The sequence below is a fragment of the Methylobacterium sp. EM32 genome, from assembly GCF_040593685.1.
Classification (GTDB): Bacteria; Pseudomonadota; Alphaproteobacteria; order Rhizobiales; family Beijerinckiaceae; genus Methylobacterium.
Genome location: NZ_JBEXZS010000025.1, coordinates 1 through 15,812, shown reverse-complemented (window position 1 = coordinate 15,812; position 15,812 = coordinate 1). Strand labels below are relative to the sequence as shown.

Below are 15,812 nucleotides of genomic sequence, written 5' to 3'. Positions count from 1 at the left end.
GCGGTGCCATGCTGCCCCCCCAACGCCTCCTGCCCGCCGAGACCCCGGCCGCGGCCCACGCGCCGCACCGGCCCGGTCCGCGCAAGATCATCAGCTGGAACCTGCTGCGGCGGACCGGCGCGACCGTCGACGCCCTCGAGGCGCTGATCGCGCACGAGAAGCCGGACCTGCTCCTGATGCAGGAGGCGACCGTCGACATCACCGAGTTGCAGGCGCGGGTCGGCGGGCACTACGCCTGGGCGCCGCTGCCGCGCCGCATCCACGGCCTCGCGATGTGGAGCCCGACGCCCTGGCCGCGCCCGCCGGAGGTTATCGTCTTGCCCTCGGGCGCCCTGATCGACCGGGTCTGCCAGATCCTCGATCTCGGCACCTTCGGGGTCGCCAACGTCCATCTCTCGCACGGCCAGGTGCTGAACCGGCGCCAGCTGCGCCGCATCGCCCAGCACCTGCCGGTGCGCGCCGCGGTGCTCGGCGACTACAACATCGTCGGGCCGGCCCTGCTGCCGGGCTTCCACGATGTCGGGCCGCGCCACCCGACCCACGCCATGGTCGACCTCGTGCCCCTGCGCCTCGACCGCTGCCTGGTGCGGGGGCTGACCTGCCGCGGTCAGGCGGTGCTGCCGCGCGGCGCCTCCGATCACCGGCCGATCGTGGTCCATCTCGAACCCGGCAATCCGCAGGGCAAGCGCCAGCCCCTGCGGGACCGGATCGAGGAGTTTCGCGACCGCGCCGAGGACTTTCGGAAGCGGGCGCCCCTCAAAGATATGGCAGCAGCAATCGCACGGCGGCGTCGCGCAGGCGCACGGCCATCCCGCGAGAGTTGAGCATCTCCGCCGTCAGGCGCTGCTCCATCTTCGCCCGCATCAGCCCGTCGAGGTCGGCCGCGAAGTCGGTGTCGTAGACCTCGACGTTGAGCTCGAAGTTGAGCCGGAAGCTGCGGCTGTCCCAGTTGGCGCTGCCGACGAAGCACCAGGACTCGTCCACCACCATCAGCTTCGAATGGTCGAAGGGCGGCCGGTCGAGCCAGATCCGTACGCCCGCTTCGAGCAGCGGCCCGACATGGGCCCTGGTCGCCCAGTCGACCACCCGGTGGTTGCTCTCCTGGGGGATGATGACGTCGACGGTGACGCCGCGCATCGCCGCGAGGCCGAGCGCGGTCAGCAGCGTCTCGCTCGGCAGGAAGTAGGGTGTGGCGAGCCGCACCGAGCGCCGGGCGGTGGCGACCGCCTCCAGCACCACGAACTCGATCTTCTCGATGTCGGCGTCGGGCCCCGAGGTGACCACCCGGGCGAGGGAGGCGCCGGCCGGCGGGATCTCCGGGAACCAGGCCGGCCCCTCCAGGTCCTCGCCCTTGACGAAGGCCCAGTCGCGCCAGAACGCCTGGGCGAGCTGGCCGGCCACCGGGCCGTCGATGCGGAAATGGCTGTCGCGCACCGGCTCCGGCGGATCCTTCGCCATGACGTTCTCGTCGGCGATGTTGACCCCGCCGACGAAGCCGACCCGGCCGTCGATCAAGAGCAGCTTCTTGTGGGTGCGCAGGTTGAGGAACGGCATCCGCCAGGGCAAAGCCGAGTGCATGAACAGCCCGGCCGGGATGCCTAAAGCCCGCAGGCGGCGGTACATCGCTGGGAAGAAGTAGCCGCTGCCGATGCCGTCGATCAGCACGCAGACCGCGACGCCCCGCGCCCGCGCGCTCGCGAGCGCGTCGGCGAAGGCCCGGCCGCTGTCGTCGTCGCGCATGATGTAGCTCGACAGGGCGACGCTGGTGGTCGCCTCGCCGATCGCCGCCAGCATCGCCGGATAGGCCTCGTCGCCGTGGCGGTAGCGCCGGATGCGGTTGCCGGCGACCAGCGGCAGGCCGCTGATCCGCTGCACCGCCTGCTTCAGCGGCTGGAAATCGTCCGGCACCTCGGCCACCGGCGGCGGCGGGGCACCGGGCCGGGGCCCGGGCAGCACCGGCAGGCGGCGGGCACGCCGGCTCACCCGGTTGATGCCGAACATCACGTAGAGCAGGCTGCCGAGCAGCGGCGACAGCCAGGCGAGGCCGATCCAGCCGATCGCCGCGCTCACCTCGCGCTTGTTCATCAGCGCGTGCACCGTGACGATGACCGCGATGGCGAGGCCGATCGGCGCCAGCACGTCGGCCCGGATCGAGGTCAGGATCCCGAGCCAGCGGTAGATCTCGTGTTCCACACGGCCTCCTGCCGCCGCGCCGGCGCCACCTTCACGGTCGGGATACGGGAGGATGGACCGGGAATCCACTCAGGCTTGGCCGGTCGTCCACCACCCAGCATAAAAAATCCCCCGCCCCGGGGAGGGCGAGGGACCATGTCCTGCAGGGAGCTGCGAGAGATCAGGCGCTCAGCGCTTCCTTGGCCCGCTCCGCCCGCTTGCGGTCGTTCGGGTCGAGCACGGCCTTGCGCAGGCGGATCGACTTCGGGGTCACCTCGACGAGCTCGTCGTCCTGGATCCAGGCGAGCGAGCGCTCGAGGGTCATGCGGATCGGCGGGGTCAGGCGGACCGCCTCGTCCTTCGAGGTGGTGCGGATGTTGGTGAGCTTCTTGCCCTTGAGCACGTTCACCTCGAGGTCGTTCTCGCGGTTGTGCTCGCCGATGATCATGCCCTGGTAGACCTTCCAGCCCGGCTCGATCATCATCGGGCCGCGATCCTCGAGGTTCCACAGGGCGTAGGCCACGGCCTCGCCCTGGTCGTTCGACATCAGCACGCCGTTGCGGCGGCCGGCGATCTCGCCCTTGTAGGGCTCGTAGGCCTTGAACAGCCGGTTCATGATCGCGGTGCCGCGGGTGTCGGTCATCAGCTCGCCCTGGTAGCCGATCAGGCCGCGGGTCGGAGCGTGGAACACCAGGCGCAGGCGGTTGCCGCCCGACGGGCGCATCTCGATCATGTCGGCCTTGCGCTCCGACATCTTCTGCACGACGACGCCGGAATACTCCTCGTCGACGTCGATCACGACCTCCTCGATCGGCTCCATGATCTCGCCGGCCTCGTCCTTCTCGAAGACGACGCGGGGACGCGACACCGCGATCTCGAAGCCCTCGCGGCGCATGGTCTCGATCAGGATCGCGAGCTGCAGCTCACCGCGGCCCGAGACGTAGAACGAATCCTTGTCGGCGGCTTCCTCGATCTTGAGCGTGACGTTGCCCTCGGCCTCCTTGAACAGGCGGTCGCGGATCATGCGGCTCGTGACCTTGTCGCCCTCGGTGCCGGCGAGCGGAGAATCGTTCACGATGAACGACATCGTCACGGTCGGCGGGTCGATCGGCTGAGCCTGGATCGGGGTCTCGACCTGCGGGTCGCAGAAGGTGTCGGCGACGGTGCCCTTCACGAGACCGGCGATCGACACGATGTCGCCCGCCTCGCCGACCTCGATCGGCTGGCGCTCCAGGCCGCGGAAGGCCAGGATCTTCGACACGCGGCCGGTCTCGACGACCTTGCCCTCGCGGTCGAGGACCTTGATCGCCTGGTTCGGCTTCACGGTGCCGGAGGCGATGCGCCCGGTGATGATGCGGCCGAGGAACGGGTTGGCCTCGAGCAGGGTGCCGAGCATCCGGAACGGGCCGTCCTCGGTCTTGGCCGGCGGCACGTGCTCGAGCACGAGGTCGAACAGGGGAGCGAGGCCGTCCTCCTGCGAGCCTTCCGGCGAGGTCGCCATCCAGCCGTTGCGGCCCGACCCGTACAGGATCGGGAAGTCGAGCTGCTCGTCGGTGGCGTCGAGGGCCGCGAACAGGTCGAACACCTCGTTCACCACCTCGGTGATGCGGGCGTCGGGACGGTCGACCTTGTTGACCGCCACGATCGGGCGCAGGCCGATCTTGAGCGCCTTCGAGACCACGAACTTGGTCTGCGGCATCGGGCCCTCGGCGGCGTCGACGAGCACGATCACGCCGTCGACCATCGAGAGGATGCGCTCGACCTCGCCGCCGAAATCGGCGTGGCCGGGGGTGTCGACGATGTTGATGCGGGTATCCTTCCAGACCACCGAGGTGGCCTTGGCCAGGATGGTGATGCCGCGCTCCTTCTCGAGGTCGTTCGAGTCCATCGCGCGCTCCTCGACCCGCTGGTTCTCGCGGAACGAGCCGGATTGCTGGAGCAGCTTGTCGACCAGGGTCGTCTTGCCGTGGTCGACGTGGGCGATGATGGCGATATTGCGCAGCTTCATGGGATATCCGAAGCAAACAAAGCCCGGCACGTCGCGGGCCGCCAGGATGGCAGCCGGACGCATCGAGCCGGGGGAAAACTGTTGCGTCGCAATATAAGGTGTGGCGCCTGTTCGCAAGAGGGGCCCCGAGAGGAGCTTCCGGCAAGAGGGCGCTCGTCTCGAGAGGCGTCACTCCGCCGCGGCGGAGAGCGGGTCCGGCCCGCGGTCGAGCCCCTGTGCCTGCCGCTCCAGCAGCACGGCGCGGCGCTCGGCGATGGCCCGCCGTGCCTGATCGAGGCCGAGGGTGAAGGCGGCGACGCCGGCATTGTCGATGGCCCCGGCGCCGGCCCGGGCCAGCGCCGCCGCCAGGATCTCGTCGGCCTGCCGCTCGAGGTCGGCGAGCTCGCCCTCGTCCTCGACGTCGCGGCTCGCCCGCACGATGGCCAGCAGCTGGCGCAGGAGCGCCATGTCCCGGGCCCGCGAGCGGTTGGCCGCCCGCGACACCAGGCCGGCGGCGGCCGAGCCGAGGATCGAGACGCACATCACGATCAGGTAGAACCAGTCGCCGTAGCGCTCGAAGAAGCTCTCGACCTCGCCCTCGTAATAGGCCTGCGCCCCGGGATGGACCGGGAGCGAGGCGCTCTTCGAGGTGTCGGGCGCCTCGATCTGGTTGGCGAGGGGCACCTCGACGGCGAGGCCGGGCCGGTTGACGAAGAGCAGCCGCGTCAGCTCCGACACCACCGAATCGGACAGGTGCGCCTGGGCCACCAGCCGGTGGCTGACCCCGATCGTGGTCACGGCCTCGGCCGGGCGCGGCGGGGTGCCGCCGAAGGTGCCGCGGGCGATCTCGACGCTCTCCAGCGCCGGCCAGCGCCGGGCCAGCACCGCCGCCTCGCCGATCGGGATGAAGTTCGGGGTGCCGCCGGCCGAGATCCCGTCCCCCCTGTTCCCGTCTCCCTTGTTTCCGTTTCCCTTGTTTCCGTTTCCCTTGTTTCCGTCTCCCTTGGCGATGCTCGCTACCACGTCGCCGGCGGTGCGGCCGGTGAGTGGGCTCACCACCATCACGGCATCGACCTGATGCGCGCGCAGGGCTTCGCCGGCCTCGCGTCCGTCGCCGAGCGGGACGACCGTGACGGCGTCGGCGGGGATGTCGTAATGCTCCAGGATGGTGGCGAGGAGCCGGGTGTTGCCGGACGGGTTGCGCACGATCCCGATCCGGCGCCCGCGCAGGTCCGGCACGGCGGCGAGCGACGGGTCGGTCGCCAGCAGCAGCACGGCGTTGCGGTGCAGGATCGCCACCGTCTGGGTGTTGGCCGGGATGCCGACGTCGGAGCGCACCACCGCGAGGTCGGCCTTGCCCCGCTCGGCGAGGCTCGCGCTCTCGGCGACGCCGCCGGTCGCGACCGGCCGCAGGCGCACCTCCTCGTGGGTGCGGGCGAGCGACTGCGCCACCGCCGCGACGAGGCGTGCATCCTCGCTCCCCGCCGGCCCGACCGCGACGCGCAGGGTCGTCGGCTGCCCGAGCCACTGATAGGCGAGGAGCGCCGTCGCCACGAGGGCGAGGAGGGCCGCGAGGACGAGGGGGACGTGGCGCCGCATGGCCTATCCATGGCGGGGCGGGGGGCAGTTCGGCAATCCGGCCGATTGGCGCGGGGCACGCCCGCCCAACGGCGCGCATGATCTTCGCCCCGGGTTGACGTAGGATCGCGCAGCCGCCGTCGAAATCGTTCGCGTCGCCTGGATGGCAGGAGGAAGAGGCCGATGGAACGCTCACTCAGCGAGACGGCCAGGCTGGTGAAGGAGGCCGCCCGGCGCGTCGTCGGCGACGACATGCCGATGGATGCCTGGCTTCAGGAAACAGCCACCTTCGCCGGGGATGCGGCCATCAAGATCGTCGTGCTCTTTCCCGGTTCGAAAATCGCCGAGATCAGCGGGAGGCAGCTCGTCGACATCATGGTGGGCATCAGGCAAGCGATGTCGCGATCGGACGATCCGAGGACTCCGCTCGTGAGCTTCGCGAGGCTGGAAGACGAGCCGGAGCTGAGCCGTGATCGATATCGCGCATCTGCTTGAACAGGCGGGCCGCCTCGGTGCGGCAAGCGACGGCGCGGATCAGGCTCGATCGACCGATCTGCGCCGCGCCGTATCCGCCGCCTACTATGCCGTGTTTCATGCCGGTCTCATCGCCGCGGCCGATTTGGTCTCGGGCGAGGCCGGTCGGGGGACCACCCGCTATTGCCTGGCCTACAGGTCGATTGATCATGGCAAGATGAAGTCCCTCTGCCAGGAGATCATCAAGCATAAGCCGTCAGCGAAGTATCAGCGTTACGTGCCGGACAGCGGATGGGATCAATCGATAATCGGATATTGCGAGGCGTTCGTGACGCTGAACGAGCAGAGGATGTTGGCGGATTACGATCCGGCTTATCAGGTGACGCCGGTCGAGGTCGTGGCGTATGTCCGCACCGCGCGGACCGCGATCGATGATCTCGACGCGGCTGGCCAATCGGTGAAGCGGGCTTTCCTAGCGCTGCTCCTGTTCCCGCCCCGTTGACCCTCCCGCCGGGACTCGCCCGTCCCCCGGCTATAGCGACACCCGCAACCCCAGGGCGATCACCGCCACGATCGCCGCCCCGAGCGCCGGGCCCGCCATCGCGATCACCAGGGCGCCCGGATGGTAGCCCGGCGCCGCAAGGTAGCGCTGATGCGCGTGCTTCTCCTGCCGGAGCAGCGGCGCTTTCAGGCGCGCCGCTGCTCCGGGTGTCCGACCCTGCCGCATGATGCCGTCCTTCGCCCGCTTGGCCGCCCTCTCGGACGGCGCGAGACCTGTTGTGTGAGGCCCATCAGGCACCTGGCGGCGTGAAGAGGTGGTGAATCCGATCCCTCGCATTCTTCCTTGTCGTGAATCAGAGGTTAGCGCGCCTTGAGCGGATCGAGTCCCGTCGCGGCGACGGTCGCGGCGTTCTTGGGGGCCGCGAGCCAGGCGATCAGCGCCTTCGCCTCTTCCGGATGGGCGGCGCCCTTCGGGATCCCGGCCGAGAACACCGTCACCTGCTGCACCGCCGCCGGGACCGGGCCGACGATGGTGATGCCCTTGACCGGCTTCAGCTCGCTCAGCTGCTGGAAGCCGAACTCCGCGTCGCCCCGGGCGACCACGTTGCCGACCCGCTCGGCGACGATCATCCGGCTTTTCTTCGCCAGTTCGTCGTGCAGGCCGAGCTTCCGGTACATCTCCTTCTCGATGTAGACGCCGCTGGCGCTGTCCGAATAGGCAATCGAGGTCGCGGCGAGGAGCGCCTTCTTGAAGTGCTCAAGGTCGTGGATGTCCGGCACCGGCGCCCCGGCCTTGACCGCGAGGCCGATGCGCGAATCGGCCAGCGCGACCTTGCTGCCGGGCGCGATCTTGCCCTCCTTGTCGAGCCCATCGAGGGCGTAGCCGACCATGATCAGCACGTCGGCCGGCTCGCCGCGGGCGAGCCGCACGGGGATCGCCTCCGGGGCCGTGCCCATCGAGGGGCCGTAGGCGGTGTTCACCTTGTTGCCGGTCTTGGCCTCGAAGCCCGGCACCAGGGCTTGGTAGGCGGCGGTGAAGCCACCGGAGATCATCACCCGGACCTCCGCCGCCCGGGCCGGGGCGGCGAGGACGAGCCCGGCCAGCAGGCCGGCGGCCAGGCGGGTGAGGGTGGTTCTCCGGTGCAATGTGGTGGTCATGATGTCCTCCCCGGCGGCGTTCGTCCGCTGTGTCTCACGTAGGTAACCCGCCTGACGCACCGGCTCCACCGGTTCTCCCGCGCGGCTCGCAGTCGGGGCATAAATTCTTCGGGATTAGATTTTTCTGTCAAACGTGACGGCGTTAGCGGTAGAGAGGGGTCAGACGAGGAAGCCCGCATTCGGGAGGAGAGCATGGCAGGTCCGGTCCACGGTCCGCAGGGGTCGAAGGTCGCCACGGTGTTGCGCGTCACGAGCGGCAACTTCCTGGAGATGTTCGATTTCTTCCTGTTCGGGATCTACGCGAGCCACATCGCGAAGGCGTTCTTCCCGGCGGAGAACGAGTTCGCCTCGCTGATGTTCACCTTCATGGCGTTCGGCGCGGGCTTCCTGATGCGCCCCCTCGGGGCGATCTTCCTCGGCGCCTATGTCGACCGGATCGGCCGGCGCCAGGGCCTGATCGTGACGCTCGGCATCATGGCCGCCGGCACGGTGTTGATCGCCTTCGTGCCGTCCTACGCCACGATCGGGCTCGCGGCGCCGTTCCTGGTGCTGATCGGGCGGCTGCTCCAGGGCTTCTCCGCCGGCGTTGAGCTCGGCGGCGTCTCGGTCTACCTCGCCGAGATGGCGACGCCGGGCCGCAAGGGCTTCTACGTCTCCTGGCAATCGGGCAGCCAGCAGGTCGCCGTGATGGTGGCGGCGCTGATCGGCTTTGCCCTGAGCCGCGCCCTGATGCCGGCGCAGATGTCCGACTGGGGCTGGCGCATCCCGTTCTTCATCGGCTGCATGATCGTGCCGTTCCTGTTCTACATCCGGCGCTCGCTGGAGGAGACCCAGGAATTCCTGCACCAGAAGCACCGGCCCTCGCTGGCCGAGGTCTTCACCTCGCTCGGCCAGAACTGGAAGATCGTTGCCCTCGGCATGCTGCTCGTGGTGATGACCACGGTGTCGTTCTACACCATCACGGTCTACACGCCGACCTTCGGCAAGAGTGTGCTGAAGCTGTCCGAGACCGACAGCCTGATCGTCACCTTCTGCACCGCCCTGTCGAACCTGATCTGGCTACCGGTGATGGGCGCGCTCTCCGACAGGATCGGCCGCAAGCCGATCCTGATCGTGTTCTCCGCGCTCGCGATGCTCACCGCCTATCCGGCGCTGGCCTGGCTGACCTCCAACATCTCGTTCACCAACATGCTGCTCACGCTGCTGTGGCTGTCGTTCCTGTACGGCAGCTACAATGGCGCGATGGTGGTGGCGTTGACCGAGATCGTCCCGAAGCACGTCCGCACCACCGGCTTCTCGCTCGCCTACTCGCTCGCCACGGCGCTCTTTGGCGGCTTCACCCCGGTCGTCTCGACCTGGCTGATCGAGAAGCTCGACAACAAGGCGGCGCCGGGTCTGTGGATGGCCTTCGCGGGAGCCTGCGGCCTCATCGCCACGCTGCTGATCTACCGCCGCCGCGAGACCGCCGCGGACGCGCTGCCCGGTACGGTTCGGCCCGTCGCCGGCGAGTGATCAGGCCAAAAGCCCATCGAGGGATCGGATCACCCGGACCGGGGCGAGGTCCGGGTACTCGTCGGGCTGGCCCGTGCGATTGACCCAGACCGGGGCGAAGCCGTAGGCCGCCGCCCCGGCAATGTCCCAGCGGTTCGAGGACAGGAACACGATGCCCTCCCGCGCGACGCCGAGAGCCTCCGGCGCGAGGTCGTAGGCGGCGGGCGCGGTCTTGAAGGTGCCGGCCGGATCGACCGAGAGCACCGCGTCGAGGTGAGCGCCGAGGCCCGCGGCGCTGACCGCCGCGTCGAGCATCGCCGGATCACCGTTCGACAGGATCGCGGTCCTGAGTCCGGCCCGGCGCAAGGCCTCGAGGGTGCCGGGCACCTCCGGATAAGCGTCGAGGGTCTTGTAGGCCGCGAGCAGATCGCCTCGCACGCTGCGATCCACCCCCGGGTGCTTCGCGAGGGCGTAGTCGAGCGCCCGCTCGGTCAGCGTCCAGAATGGGGCGTAGCGCCCGCACAGGGACAAGACCCAGGAATATTCGAGCTGCTTCTGCCGCCAGGTCTCGGACAGCCTTTGCGCCTCCGACCCGACCGCGGCGGCGTGGCGCTGCACGGCGGAATGGACGTCGAGCAGGGTGCCGTAGGCATCGAAGACCACGGCCTCGGCGCGGTCGAGCGGGGCGGGGAGGGGCATGCGAGGGCCTTGGTCGGTGGGGGCCGAATGAACGATGCCCGTCAACGCACTGGAAGCAGCGCCGGGTTCACCGATGCAGACCATTCGGGTCTACCCGAACATGACTCCCACCCAACAACCTCATCCTGAGGTGTGGAGCGATCGCAGATCGCGGAGCCTCGAAGGAGGGCTCCAGGGAGCGCGGAGACTTCTGGAGGCCTCCTTCGAGGCCGACCGATCTTCGATCGGCCGGCACCTCAGGATGAGGTCCGTGGAGGGAATAGAAGGCAGGGACCGTGCGCCCCCGCCTCTCACACCCGCCTGAGCCGCACCCCGAACAGCCGCAACGCCACGAGCAGCGTCGCCGCGTAGGCGACGAGCCCGGCCGCGCCCAGCGCCGCGAGCACCGCCAGCTCGCGGAAGCGCGGCAGGGACGGCATCAGGCGCTCGATCAGCGGCAGGCCGCCGAGGGTGCAGGCGGCCAGAACCGCGCAGGCGGCGAGCACCCCGCAGGCGGTGACGATCAGCGTGCGGCTCGGCGCGGTCCAGCCGCGGCCATAGGCGAGGCAGAACAGGATCAGCACGTTGACCCAGACGCCCGCGGCGGTAGCGAGCGCCAAGCCCATCACCCCGAGCGGCCCGGTGAGCACCACCTTCAGGAGCACGTTGACGGCGACCGCGGTGAGCGAAGCAAGAACGGGTGTGCGGCTGTCCTGGCGGGCGTAGAAGCTCGCCACGATCGAGCGGATCAGCACCGCCGCCGGCAGCGCCAGGCCGTAGGCCGCCAGCACCGCGCCGGAGCGGGCAGCCGCCTCGGCGTCGAAGGCGCCGCGCTGGAACAGGGCCGTCATGATCAGGTCCGGCACCAGCAGGAACGCGACCGCGAACGGCGCCGAGAGGGCCAGCGAGAAGCCGGTGGCCCGGTTCTGCGCCGCGTGGGCGCCGCCCTCGTCCTTCGCGGCGATGCGCCGGCTCATCTCCGGCAGCAGCACCGTGCCGGCGGCGATGCCGATGACCCCGAAGGGCAGCTGGTAGAGCCGGTCGGCGTAGTAGAGCGCCGAGACCGCACCGGTCGGCAGGAACGATGCGATGATCGTGTCGGCGAACATCGCGATCTGCACGCCGGCCGAGCCGATCACCGCCGGGCCCAGCATCCGGAAGAAGCGGCGCATGCCGGCATCCTGCAGGGTCGGGCGCACGAGGGACGGCGCGAGGCCGGCCCGCCTGGCATCGGCCCAGACCAGGAGGAATTGCAGCACGCCCGACACCGCGACGCCCCAGGCGGCGGCGTAACCGGCATTCGGGAACAGGAACGCGAGAGCGAGCGCGGCCAGCAGCGAGACGTTCAGCAGCACCGGCGCGGCGGCAGCCGCCGCGAAGCGCCGGCGGGCGTTGAGAATCCCGGAGAGCAGCGTCACCAGGGTGATGAACAGGAGGTACGGGAAAGTGATGCGGGTGAGCGTCACCGCGAGCGCGAATTTTTCGGGCTCGTCGGCGAAGCCGGGGGCGAGCGCCCGCACGATCGCCGGCATCAGCGGCAGGGCGAGCGCGAGCAGCGCCACCTGCACCAGCAGCATCAGGGTGAAGACCCGGTCGGCGAAGGCGCGCGCCGCCCCGGCCTCGGCGTCGAGCGCGGCGTAGGTCGGCACGAAGGCGACGTTGAAGGCGCCCTCGCCGAAGATCGCGCGAAAGTGGTTCGGCAGCCGGAACGCTACCACGAAGGCGTCGGCGATCGGGCCGGCGCCCATTACGGCGGCCATGACCACGTCGCGCAGGAAGCCGGTGGCCCGCGAGACCAGCGTCCAGCCGCCGACCGAGAGGATGCTGCGAATCATGCGGCGGTCATTAGCACAGGAATTTTAGCGGAACCGGAACCGAGACGCCTCACGCGGCGCCGGAATAGCGCGCCCGCCGGCCGGCCCGGCGGTCGTCCCGCACCAGCCGGTCGTGGCCCGCCGCCGCCGGGCCGATCCGCTCGGCGACGACGTAGAGCGGGCGCCGCTTCACCTCGGCGAAGATGCGGCCGATATACTCGCCGATGATGCCGAGCGACATCAGCTGCACCCCGGAGAAGAACATCACCGAGACGATCAGCGAGGCGTAGCCCGGTACGTCGGGGCCGCGCAGCAGGGTGTCGGCGATGAAGTAGAGCGCGGTGAGGAAGGCCACCGTGGCGATGGCGCCGCCGAGATAGGTCCAGACCCGCAAAGGCACGGTCGAGAACGAGGTGATGCCGTCGAAGGCGAAGCGGAACAGCTTGCGAAAGCTCCATTTCGAGCTGCCGTGCTGGCGCTCCTCGACCTGGTAGGGCACGCCGACGGAGCGGAAGCCGATCCAGGAATACAGCCCCTTCGAGAACCGGGCCCGCTCGGGGAGCGAGCGCAGCACCTCGACGCCCTTGCGGTCGATCAACCGGAAGTCGCCGGCTCCCTCGGGCAGCGGCATCTCGCCGAAGCGGGCGAACAGCCGGTAGAACAGCCGGGCGAAGCCGCGCCGCATCGCGCTCTCGTCGTCGCGGTCGGTGCGCTGGGCGTAGACCATCACGTTGCCCTCCTGCCAGCGCTCCCAGAAGGTCGCGATCAGCTCGGGCGGGTGCTGGAGATCGGCATCCATGATCACCACGGCGCGGCCCTCGGCATGGTCGAGGCCGGCCGCGATGGCGATCTCCTTGCCGAAGTTGCGGCTGAACGAGACCGCGCCGATGCGCGGCTCGGCAGCGTGGTGGGCAGCGACCACCGCGGCGGTGTCGTCGCGGCTGCCGTCGTCGACGAACACCACCTCCCAGGACGGCGTCAGGCGCTCCAGGACCGGTGTGAGGCGGGCGAGCAGCGGCGCGACGTTGGCGCTCTCGTTGAAGACCGGTATGACGACGCTCAGGTCGACCGGCTCGGGGTGTCTGAACAGCTCCACGGTGCTGTCCCTCGTTTCGGTGTCGCGCCCCCGGCGCGGGCCGGCGGCTGTCGGTGATCAGGCCGGTGCAGGCACCGGCGGTTCGAGCGCGAGATCTAAGCCATGCTTCCTGAACGGCGCCCGGTCGTGCTCTGCGCCGACGATTACGGCCTGAGCCCGGGCGTCAGCCGGGGCATCCTCGCGCTGGCGCGGATGAAGCGCATATCAGCCACCGGCGCGATGACCAACATCCCGGCCTTCCCGGAGGCGGCGCCGGCCTTGAGGGAGCTCGCCGGCACGGTCGGCCTCGGGCTCCACCTGACCCTCACCACGGGCGAACCCCTCGGCCCGCTCCCGCGGCTCGCGCCGATCGGGCGCCTGCCGCCCCTCGGGCACCTGTTGCGGCTCGCCCTGTCGGGAAAGCTGAAGCCCGCGGATGTCCGCCCCGAGATCGAGCGCCAGCTCGACGCCTTCGAGGCGGCGATGGGCCGCCTGCCGGATTTCATCGACGGGCACCAGCACGTCCACGTCCTGCCGGGGGTGCGGAGCGCGCTCCTGGCGGCGCTGTCGGCGCGGGGCTGGCGGGGCTGGCTGCGTGACCCGGGTGACACCCTGGGGGCGATCCGGGCACGGCGGCAGGCGCGCAAGGCGATGGTCGTGGCGGGGCTCGGCCTCGGATTCGGGTCGGCCGTCCGGCGGGCGGGGTTCTCCGCCAATCGCGGCTTCTCCGGCTTCTCGGACTTCGCGGAGGGGGAGGGGTTTGCGGAGTCCTTCGAGGCGAGCTTCCGCGCGCTCGGGCCTGCCCCGGTGGTGATGTGCCATCCCGGCGAGATCGACGAGGCCTTGAGGGCCCTCGATCCGGTGGTGGCGAGCCGGCCGCTGGAACTCGCCTATCTCGGATCGGCGCGCTTCGGGGATTTCCTGGAGCGGGAGGGTCTGCGGCTGGTGCCGGGGCCGGATCCCGCCCCTGCCTATCTGCTCGACCCGAGGTGAAACCCTCCCTGTCATCCCGGGGCCGCGCAGCGGAACCCGGGATCCATAACCGCCGACGATTCAGGACGAAACTGAACGCTGTCCGCCTCTCCGGGATACCTCAGCGGTCATGGATCCCGGGTTCTCGACTTCGTCGAGCCCCGGGATGACATGGAAATGTGGAAACGTTGTATCCACTCCGCGCGGCACAGCCATCGACAAAGAAAAGCCCCCTCGCCCGGGCGGGGAGGGGGCTATCGATAGACTATCGTGCCGCGTCGATCAGGCGATCGCCTCGCCGTACATCTTCTCGACGTGCTCCCAGTTCACCAGGTTCTCGATGAACGCCTTGAGGTAGTCGGGACGGCGATTGCGGTAGTCGATGTAGTAGGAATGCTCCCACACGTCGACGCCGAGGATCGGCTTGGCGCCGTGGACCAGCGGGTTCTCGCCGTTGGGGGTCTTCATGATCTCGAGCTTGCCGTTCTTCACCGCGAGCCAGGCCCAGCCGGAGCCGAACTGCGACACGCCGGCTTGGATGAAGTCAGCCTTGAACTTGTCGGTGCCGCCGAGATCCTCGGCGATCTTCTTCTCCAGCGCGCCCGGGATCGCGCCGCCGCCATTCGGCTTCATCCACTGCCAGAAGTGGATGTGGTTGTAGTGCTGGCCGGCGTTGTTGAAGAGCGGCTGGTTCTGGCCGTAGGAGGCCTTCACCACCTCCTCGACGCTCTTGCCGGCGAGCTCCGAGCCCTCGAGAAGCTTGTTGCCGGTGTCGACATACGCCTTGTGGTGCTTGTCGTGGTGGAACTCCAGGGTCTCCTTCGACATGTAGGGCTGCAGCGCGTCGTAGGCGTAGGGGAGTTCGGGCAGCGTGAAGGCCATCGGCGTGTCTCCGGATCGCATGGGGTCAACGCGGCGAGGCCTCGGGGGCACCGCCGCGGCACCCGCGTCTACCTAAGTCGGCCGCCCGCCGGCGGCAACGCCGCCGGCCCGTTGCGGTGCCCGCATCCCAGGTTTTGGCCGTTTGCCGGGCTTTGGCGACCGCGCAAAGCGGGGCGATTTTGCAAAAGCGGGCGCTGCCCCTAAATCTGGGCCGTAGCGGGCGGGGCGCGAGGCCCCGGTCCCGCCCGTTCGGCTGCCCCCTCAGCCTGCGTCCCGTCGCCAGTCCGAGAATCCGATGATCGTCGCGTTGACCGTGCTCGCCCTCCTGATGCTGATCGGCGGTCTCGCCGCGATGGTGCAGGGCATTCCCTTCGTGCGGCTCGAGGTGGGCTGGACCATGGTGATTGCCGGCACGGTCGGGGCGAGCGGCGGCGCGGTGCTGCTCGGGATCACCGCCGCGGTGGCGCGGCTCGCGCGCATCGAGCGGGCGCTGGCAGCGCGCCCCGCGGCCGAGCGGATCGTCGCGGCGGACACCGCCTCGACCGAGACCCTCGCCGCGCCGGTTCGGGCCACCCGCAGCGAGCCCGTTCTGCCGCCGATCCCGTTCCCGGCCCCGCCGGTACCCGCGCCGCGCCCGACCGAGCCGGCGGGCGTCAACGGCGGCGCGGCGCTGGCGGCCGGTGCCGCGGGCGCGGCCGTGGGGTTGGCGGCGAGCGAGCTGCGCCTGACCCGGGCCGAGGATCCGGACCTGGCGGCAGGGCGGCAGGAACCGGTCCTGCATGAGCCTGCCCCGCATGAGCCGCTCTCGCACGAGCCGGTTGCCCGCGAGCCCGAGCCCCATCGGCCCGACCTGCACGAGTCTCCGCCGCACGAACCCGCTCCCCACGACCCGCTGCCGCCACCGCCGCCACCCGCGGAGGAGCCGCGTCCCGTGATCGAGCAGGTCGGTCTCCCGCGTGCCCGGCCCGCCGCCGCGGATGTCGACCGCCGCGACCGTCGGCGCATCGAAGACGATCGCGGTGGTGCCGGA

General features: G+C 70.0%; 15 protein-coding genes. 6 read left to right on the top strand and 9 right to left on the bottom strand.

Annotation, left to right across the window (positions count from 1 at the left end; translation table 11 throughout):
• Positions 1 to 8 precede the first annotated feature (8 nt).
• Positions 9 to 824, top strand: a complete 816-nt coding sequence (locus ABZT49_RS04245) for an endonuclease/exonuclease/phosphatase family protein (RefSeq protein ID WP_355283465.1) — start codon at positions 9 to 11, stop codon at positions 822 to 824.
• On the opposite strand, the gene ABZT49_RS04240 is transcribed toward ABZT49_RS04245, so the two are convergent.
• From ABZT49_RS04240 to ABZT49_RS04230, 3 genes are all read right to left on the bottom strand, one after another.
• Positions 757 to 2,193 (bottom strand): phospholipase D-like domain-containing protein, encoded by a 1,437-nt coding sequence (locus ABZT49_RS04240; protein WP_355283462.1) that lies wholly within the window; start codon positions 2,191 to 2,193, stop codon positions 757 to 759. The genes ABZT49_RS04245 and ABZT49_RS04240 overlap by 68 nt on opposite strands.
• A 160-nt stretch (positions 2,194 to 2,353) precedes the next feature.
• Positions 2,354 to 4,180 carry a translational GTPase TypA gene (gene typA / locus ABZT49_RS04235; protein WP_355283459.1) on the bottom strand — a complete coding sequence of 609 codons (1,827 nt, stop codon included), beginning with the start codon at positions 4,178 to 4,180 and terminating at the stop codon, positions 2,354 to 2,356.
• 168 nt (positions 4,181 to 4,348) lie between these two features.
• Positions 4,349 to 5,758 (bottom strand): TAXI family TRAP transporter solute-binding subunit, encoded by a 1,410-nt coding sequence (locus ABZT49_RS04230; RefSeq protein WP_355283456.1) that lies wholly within the window; start codon positions 5,756 to 5,758, stop codon positions 4,349 to 4,351.
• A gap of 162 nt (positions 5,759 to 5,920) precedes the next feature.
• Between ABZT49_RS04230 and ABZT49_RS04225 the strand changes: the two genes are divergently transcribed.
• Positions 5,921 to 6,232 (top strand): hypothetical protein, encoded by a 312-nt coding sequence (locus ABZT49_RS04225; protein WP_355283454.1) that lies wholly within the window; start codon positions 5,921 to 5,923, stop codon positions 6,230 to 6,232.
• Positions 6,207 to 6,713 carry a hypothetical protein gene (locus tag ABZT49_RS04220; RefSeq protein ID WP_355283451.1) on the top strand — a complete coding sequence of 169 codons (507 nt, stop codon included), beginning with the start codon at positions 6,207 to 6,209 and terminating at the stop codon, positions 6,711 to 6,713. The genes ABZT49_RS04225 and ABZT49_RS04220 overlap by 26 nt, the downstream gene beginning before the upstream one ends.
• Before the next feature lie 30 nt (positions 6,714 to 6,743).
• Here ABZT49_RS04220 and ABZT49_RS04215 read toward each other — a convergent pair whose 3' ends face one another.
• Positions 6,744 to 6,938, bottom strand: a complete 195-nt coding sequence (locus tag ABZT49_RS04215; RefSeq protein ID WP_355283448.1) for a hypothetical protein — start codon at positions 6,936 to 6,938, stop codon at positions 6,744 to 6,746.
• 134 nt (positions 6,939 to 7,072) lie between these two features.
• Positions 7,073 to 7,870 (bottom strand): substrate-binding domain-containing protein, encoded by a 798-nt coding sequence (locus tag ABZT49_RS04210; RefSeq protein WP_355283445.1) that lies wholly within the window; start codon positions 7,868 to 7,870, stop codon positions 7,073 to 7,075.
• Positions 7,871 to 8,062: 192 nt separating this feature from the next.
• On the opposite strand from ABZT49_RS04210, the gene ABZT49_RS04205 reads away from it, so the two are divergent.
• Positions 8,063 to 9,382, top strand: a complete 1,320-nt coding sequence (locus tag ABZT49_RS04205; protein ID WP_355283442.1) for an MFS transporter — start codon at positions 8,063 to 8,065, stop codon at positions 9,380 to 9,382.
• Here ABZT49_RS04205 and ABZT49_RS04200 read toward each other — a convergent pair whose 3' ends face one another.
• From ABZT49_RS04200 to ABZT49_RS04190, 3 genes are all read right to left on the bottom strand, one after another.
• The gene (locus tag ABZT49_RS04200) at positions 9,383 to 10,060 is read right to left on the bottom strand and encodes a haloacid dehalogenase type II (protein ID WP_355283439.1); all 678 of its coding nucleotides are present in this window, start codon (positions 10,058 to 10,060) and stop codon (positions 9,383 to 9,385) included.
• Positions 10,061 to 10,350: 290 nt separating this feature from the next.
• Complete coding sequence (murJ, locus tag ABZT49_RS04195; RefSeq protein WP_355283437.1) at positions 10,351 to 11,874, bottom strand: murein biosynthesis integral membrane protein MurJ; 1,524 nt, start codon at positions 11,872 to 11,874, stop codon at positions 10,351 to 10,353.
• A 49-nt stretch (positions 11,875 to 11,923) separates the two neighbouring features.
• Positions 11,924 to 12,949, bottom strand: a complete 1,026-nt coding sequence (locus tag ABZT49_RS04190; RefSeq protein WP_355283434.1) for a glycosyltransferase family 2 protein — start codon at positions 12,947 to 12,949, stop codon at positions 11,924 to 11,926.
• Between the two features lie 102 nt (positions 12,950 to 13,051).
• Between ABZT49_RS04190 and ABZT49_RS04185 the strand changes: the two genes are divergently transcribed.
• A complete protein-coding gene (locus tag ABZT49_RS04185; protein ID WP_355283432.1) occupies positions 13,052 to 13,921 on the top strand; it encodes a ChbG/HpnK family deacetylase in 870 nt (289 codons plus the stop codon).
• 261 nt (positions 13,922 to 14,182) lie between these two features.
• On the opposite strand, the gene ABZT49_RS04180 is transcribed toward ABZT49_RS04185, so the two are convergent.
• On the bottom strand, positions 14,183 to 14,782 hold the full coding sequence (locus tag ABZT49_RS04180) for a superoxide dismutase (RefSeq protein WP_048429540.1): 600 nt from the start codon (positions 14,780 to 14,782) through the stop codon (positions 14,183 to 14,185).
• A gap of 295 nt (positions 14,783 to 15,077) precedes the next feature.
• Here ABZT49_RS04180 and ABZT49_RS04175 point away from each other — a divergent pair.
• Positions 15,078 to 15,812 (top strand): hypothetical protein (locus ABZT49_RS04175; RefSeq protein ID WP_355283523.1); only part of this gene is annotated, 735 nt, incomplete at its 3' end.

Excerpts from the sequence above, each read along its gene's own strand:
- ABZT49_RS04205 (WP_355283442.1), top strand. The coding sequence starts at position 8,063 with ATGGCAGGTCCGGTCCACGGTCCGCAGGGGTCGAAGGTCGCCACGGTG.
- ABZT49_RS04245 (WP_355283465.1), top strand. The coding sequence starts at position 9 with ATGCTGCCCCCCCAACGCCTCCTGCCCGCCGAGACCCCGGCCGCGGCC.
- ABZT49_RS04215 (WP_355283448.1), bottom strand. The coding sequence starts at position 6,938 with ATGCGGCAGGGTCGGACACCCGGAGCAGCGGCGCGCCTGAAAGCGCCG.
- ABZT49_RS04225 (WP_355283454.1), top strand. The coding sequence starts at position 5,921 with ATGGAACGCTCACTCAGCGAGACGGCCAGGCTGGTGAAGGAGGCCGCC.
- ABZT49_RS04180 (WP_048429540.1), bottom strand. The coding sequence starts at position 14,782 with ATGGCCTTCACGCTGCCCGAACTCCCCTACGCCTACGACGCGCTGCAG.
- typA (WP_355283459.1), bottom strand. The coding sequence starts at position 4,180 with ATGAAGCTGCGCAATATCGCCATCATCGCCCACGTCGACCACGGCAAG.
- ABZT49_RS04230 (WP_355283456.1), bottom strand. The coding sequence starts at position 5,758 with ATGCGGCGCCACGTCCCCCTCGTCCTCGCGGCCCTCCTCGCCCTCGTG.
- ABZT49_RS04200 (WP_355283439.1), bottom strand. The coding sequence starts at position 10,060 with ATGCCCCTCCCCGCCCCGCTCGACCGCGCCGAGGCCGTGGTCTTCGAT.
- murJ (WP_355283437.1), bottom strand. The coding sequence starts at position 11,874 with ATGATTCGCAGCATCCTCTCGGTCGGCGGCTGGACGCTGGTCTCGCGG.
- ABZT49_RS04185 (WP_355283432.1), top strand. The coding sequence starts at position 13,052 with ATGCTTCCTGAACGGCGCCCGGTCGTGCTCTGCGCCGACGATTACGGC.
- ABZT49_RS04210 (WP_355283445.1), bottom strand. The coding sequence starts at position 7,870 with ATGACCACCACATTGCACCGGAGAACCACCCTCACCCGCCTGGCCGCC.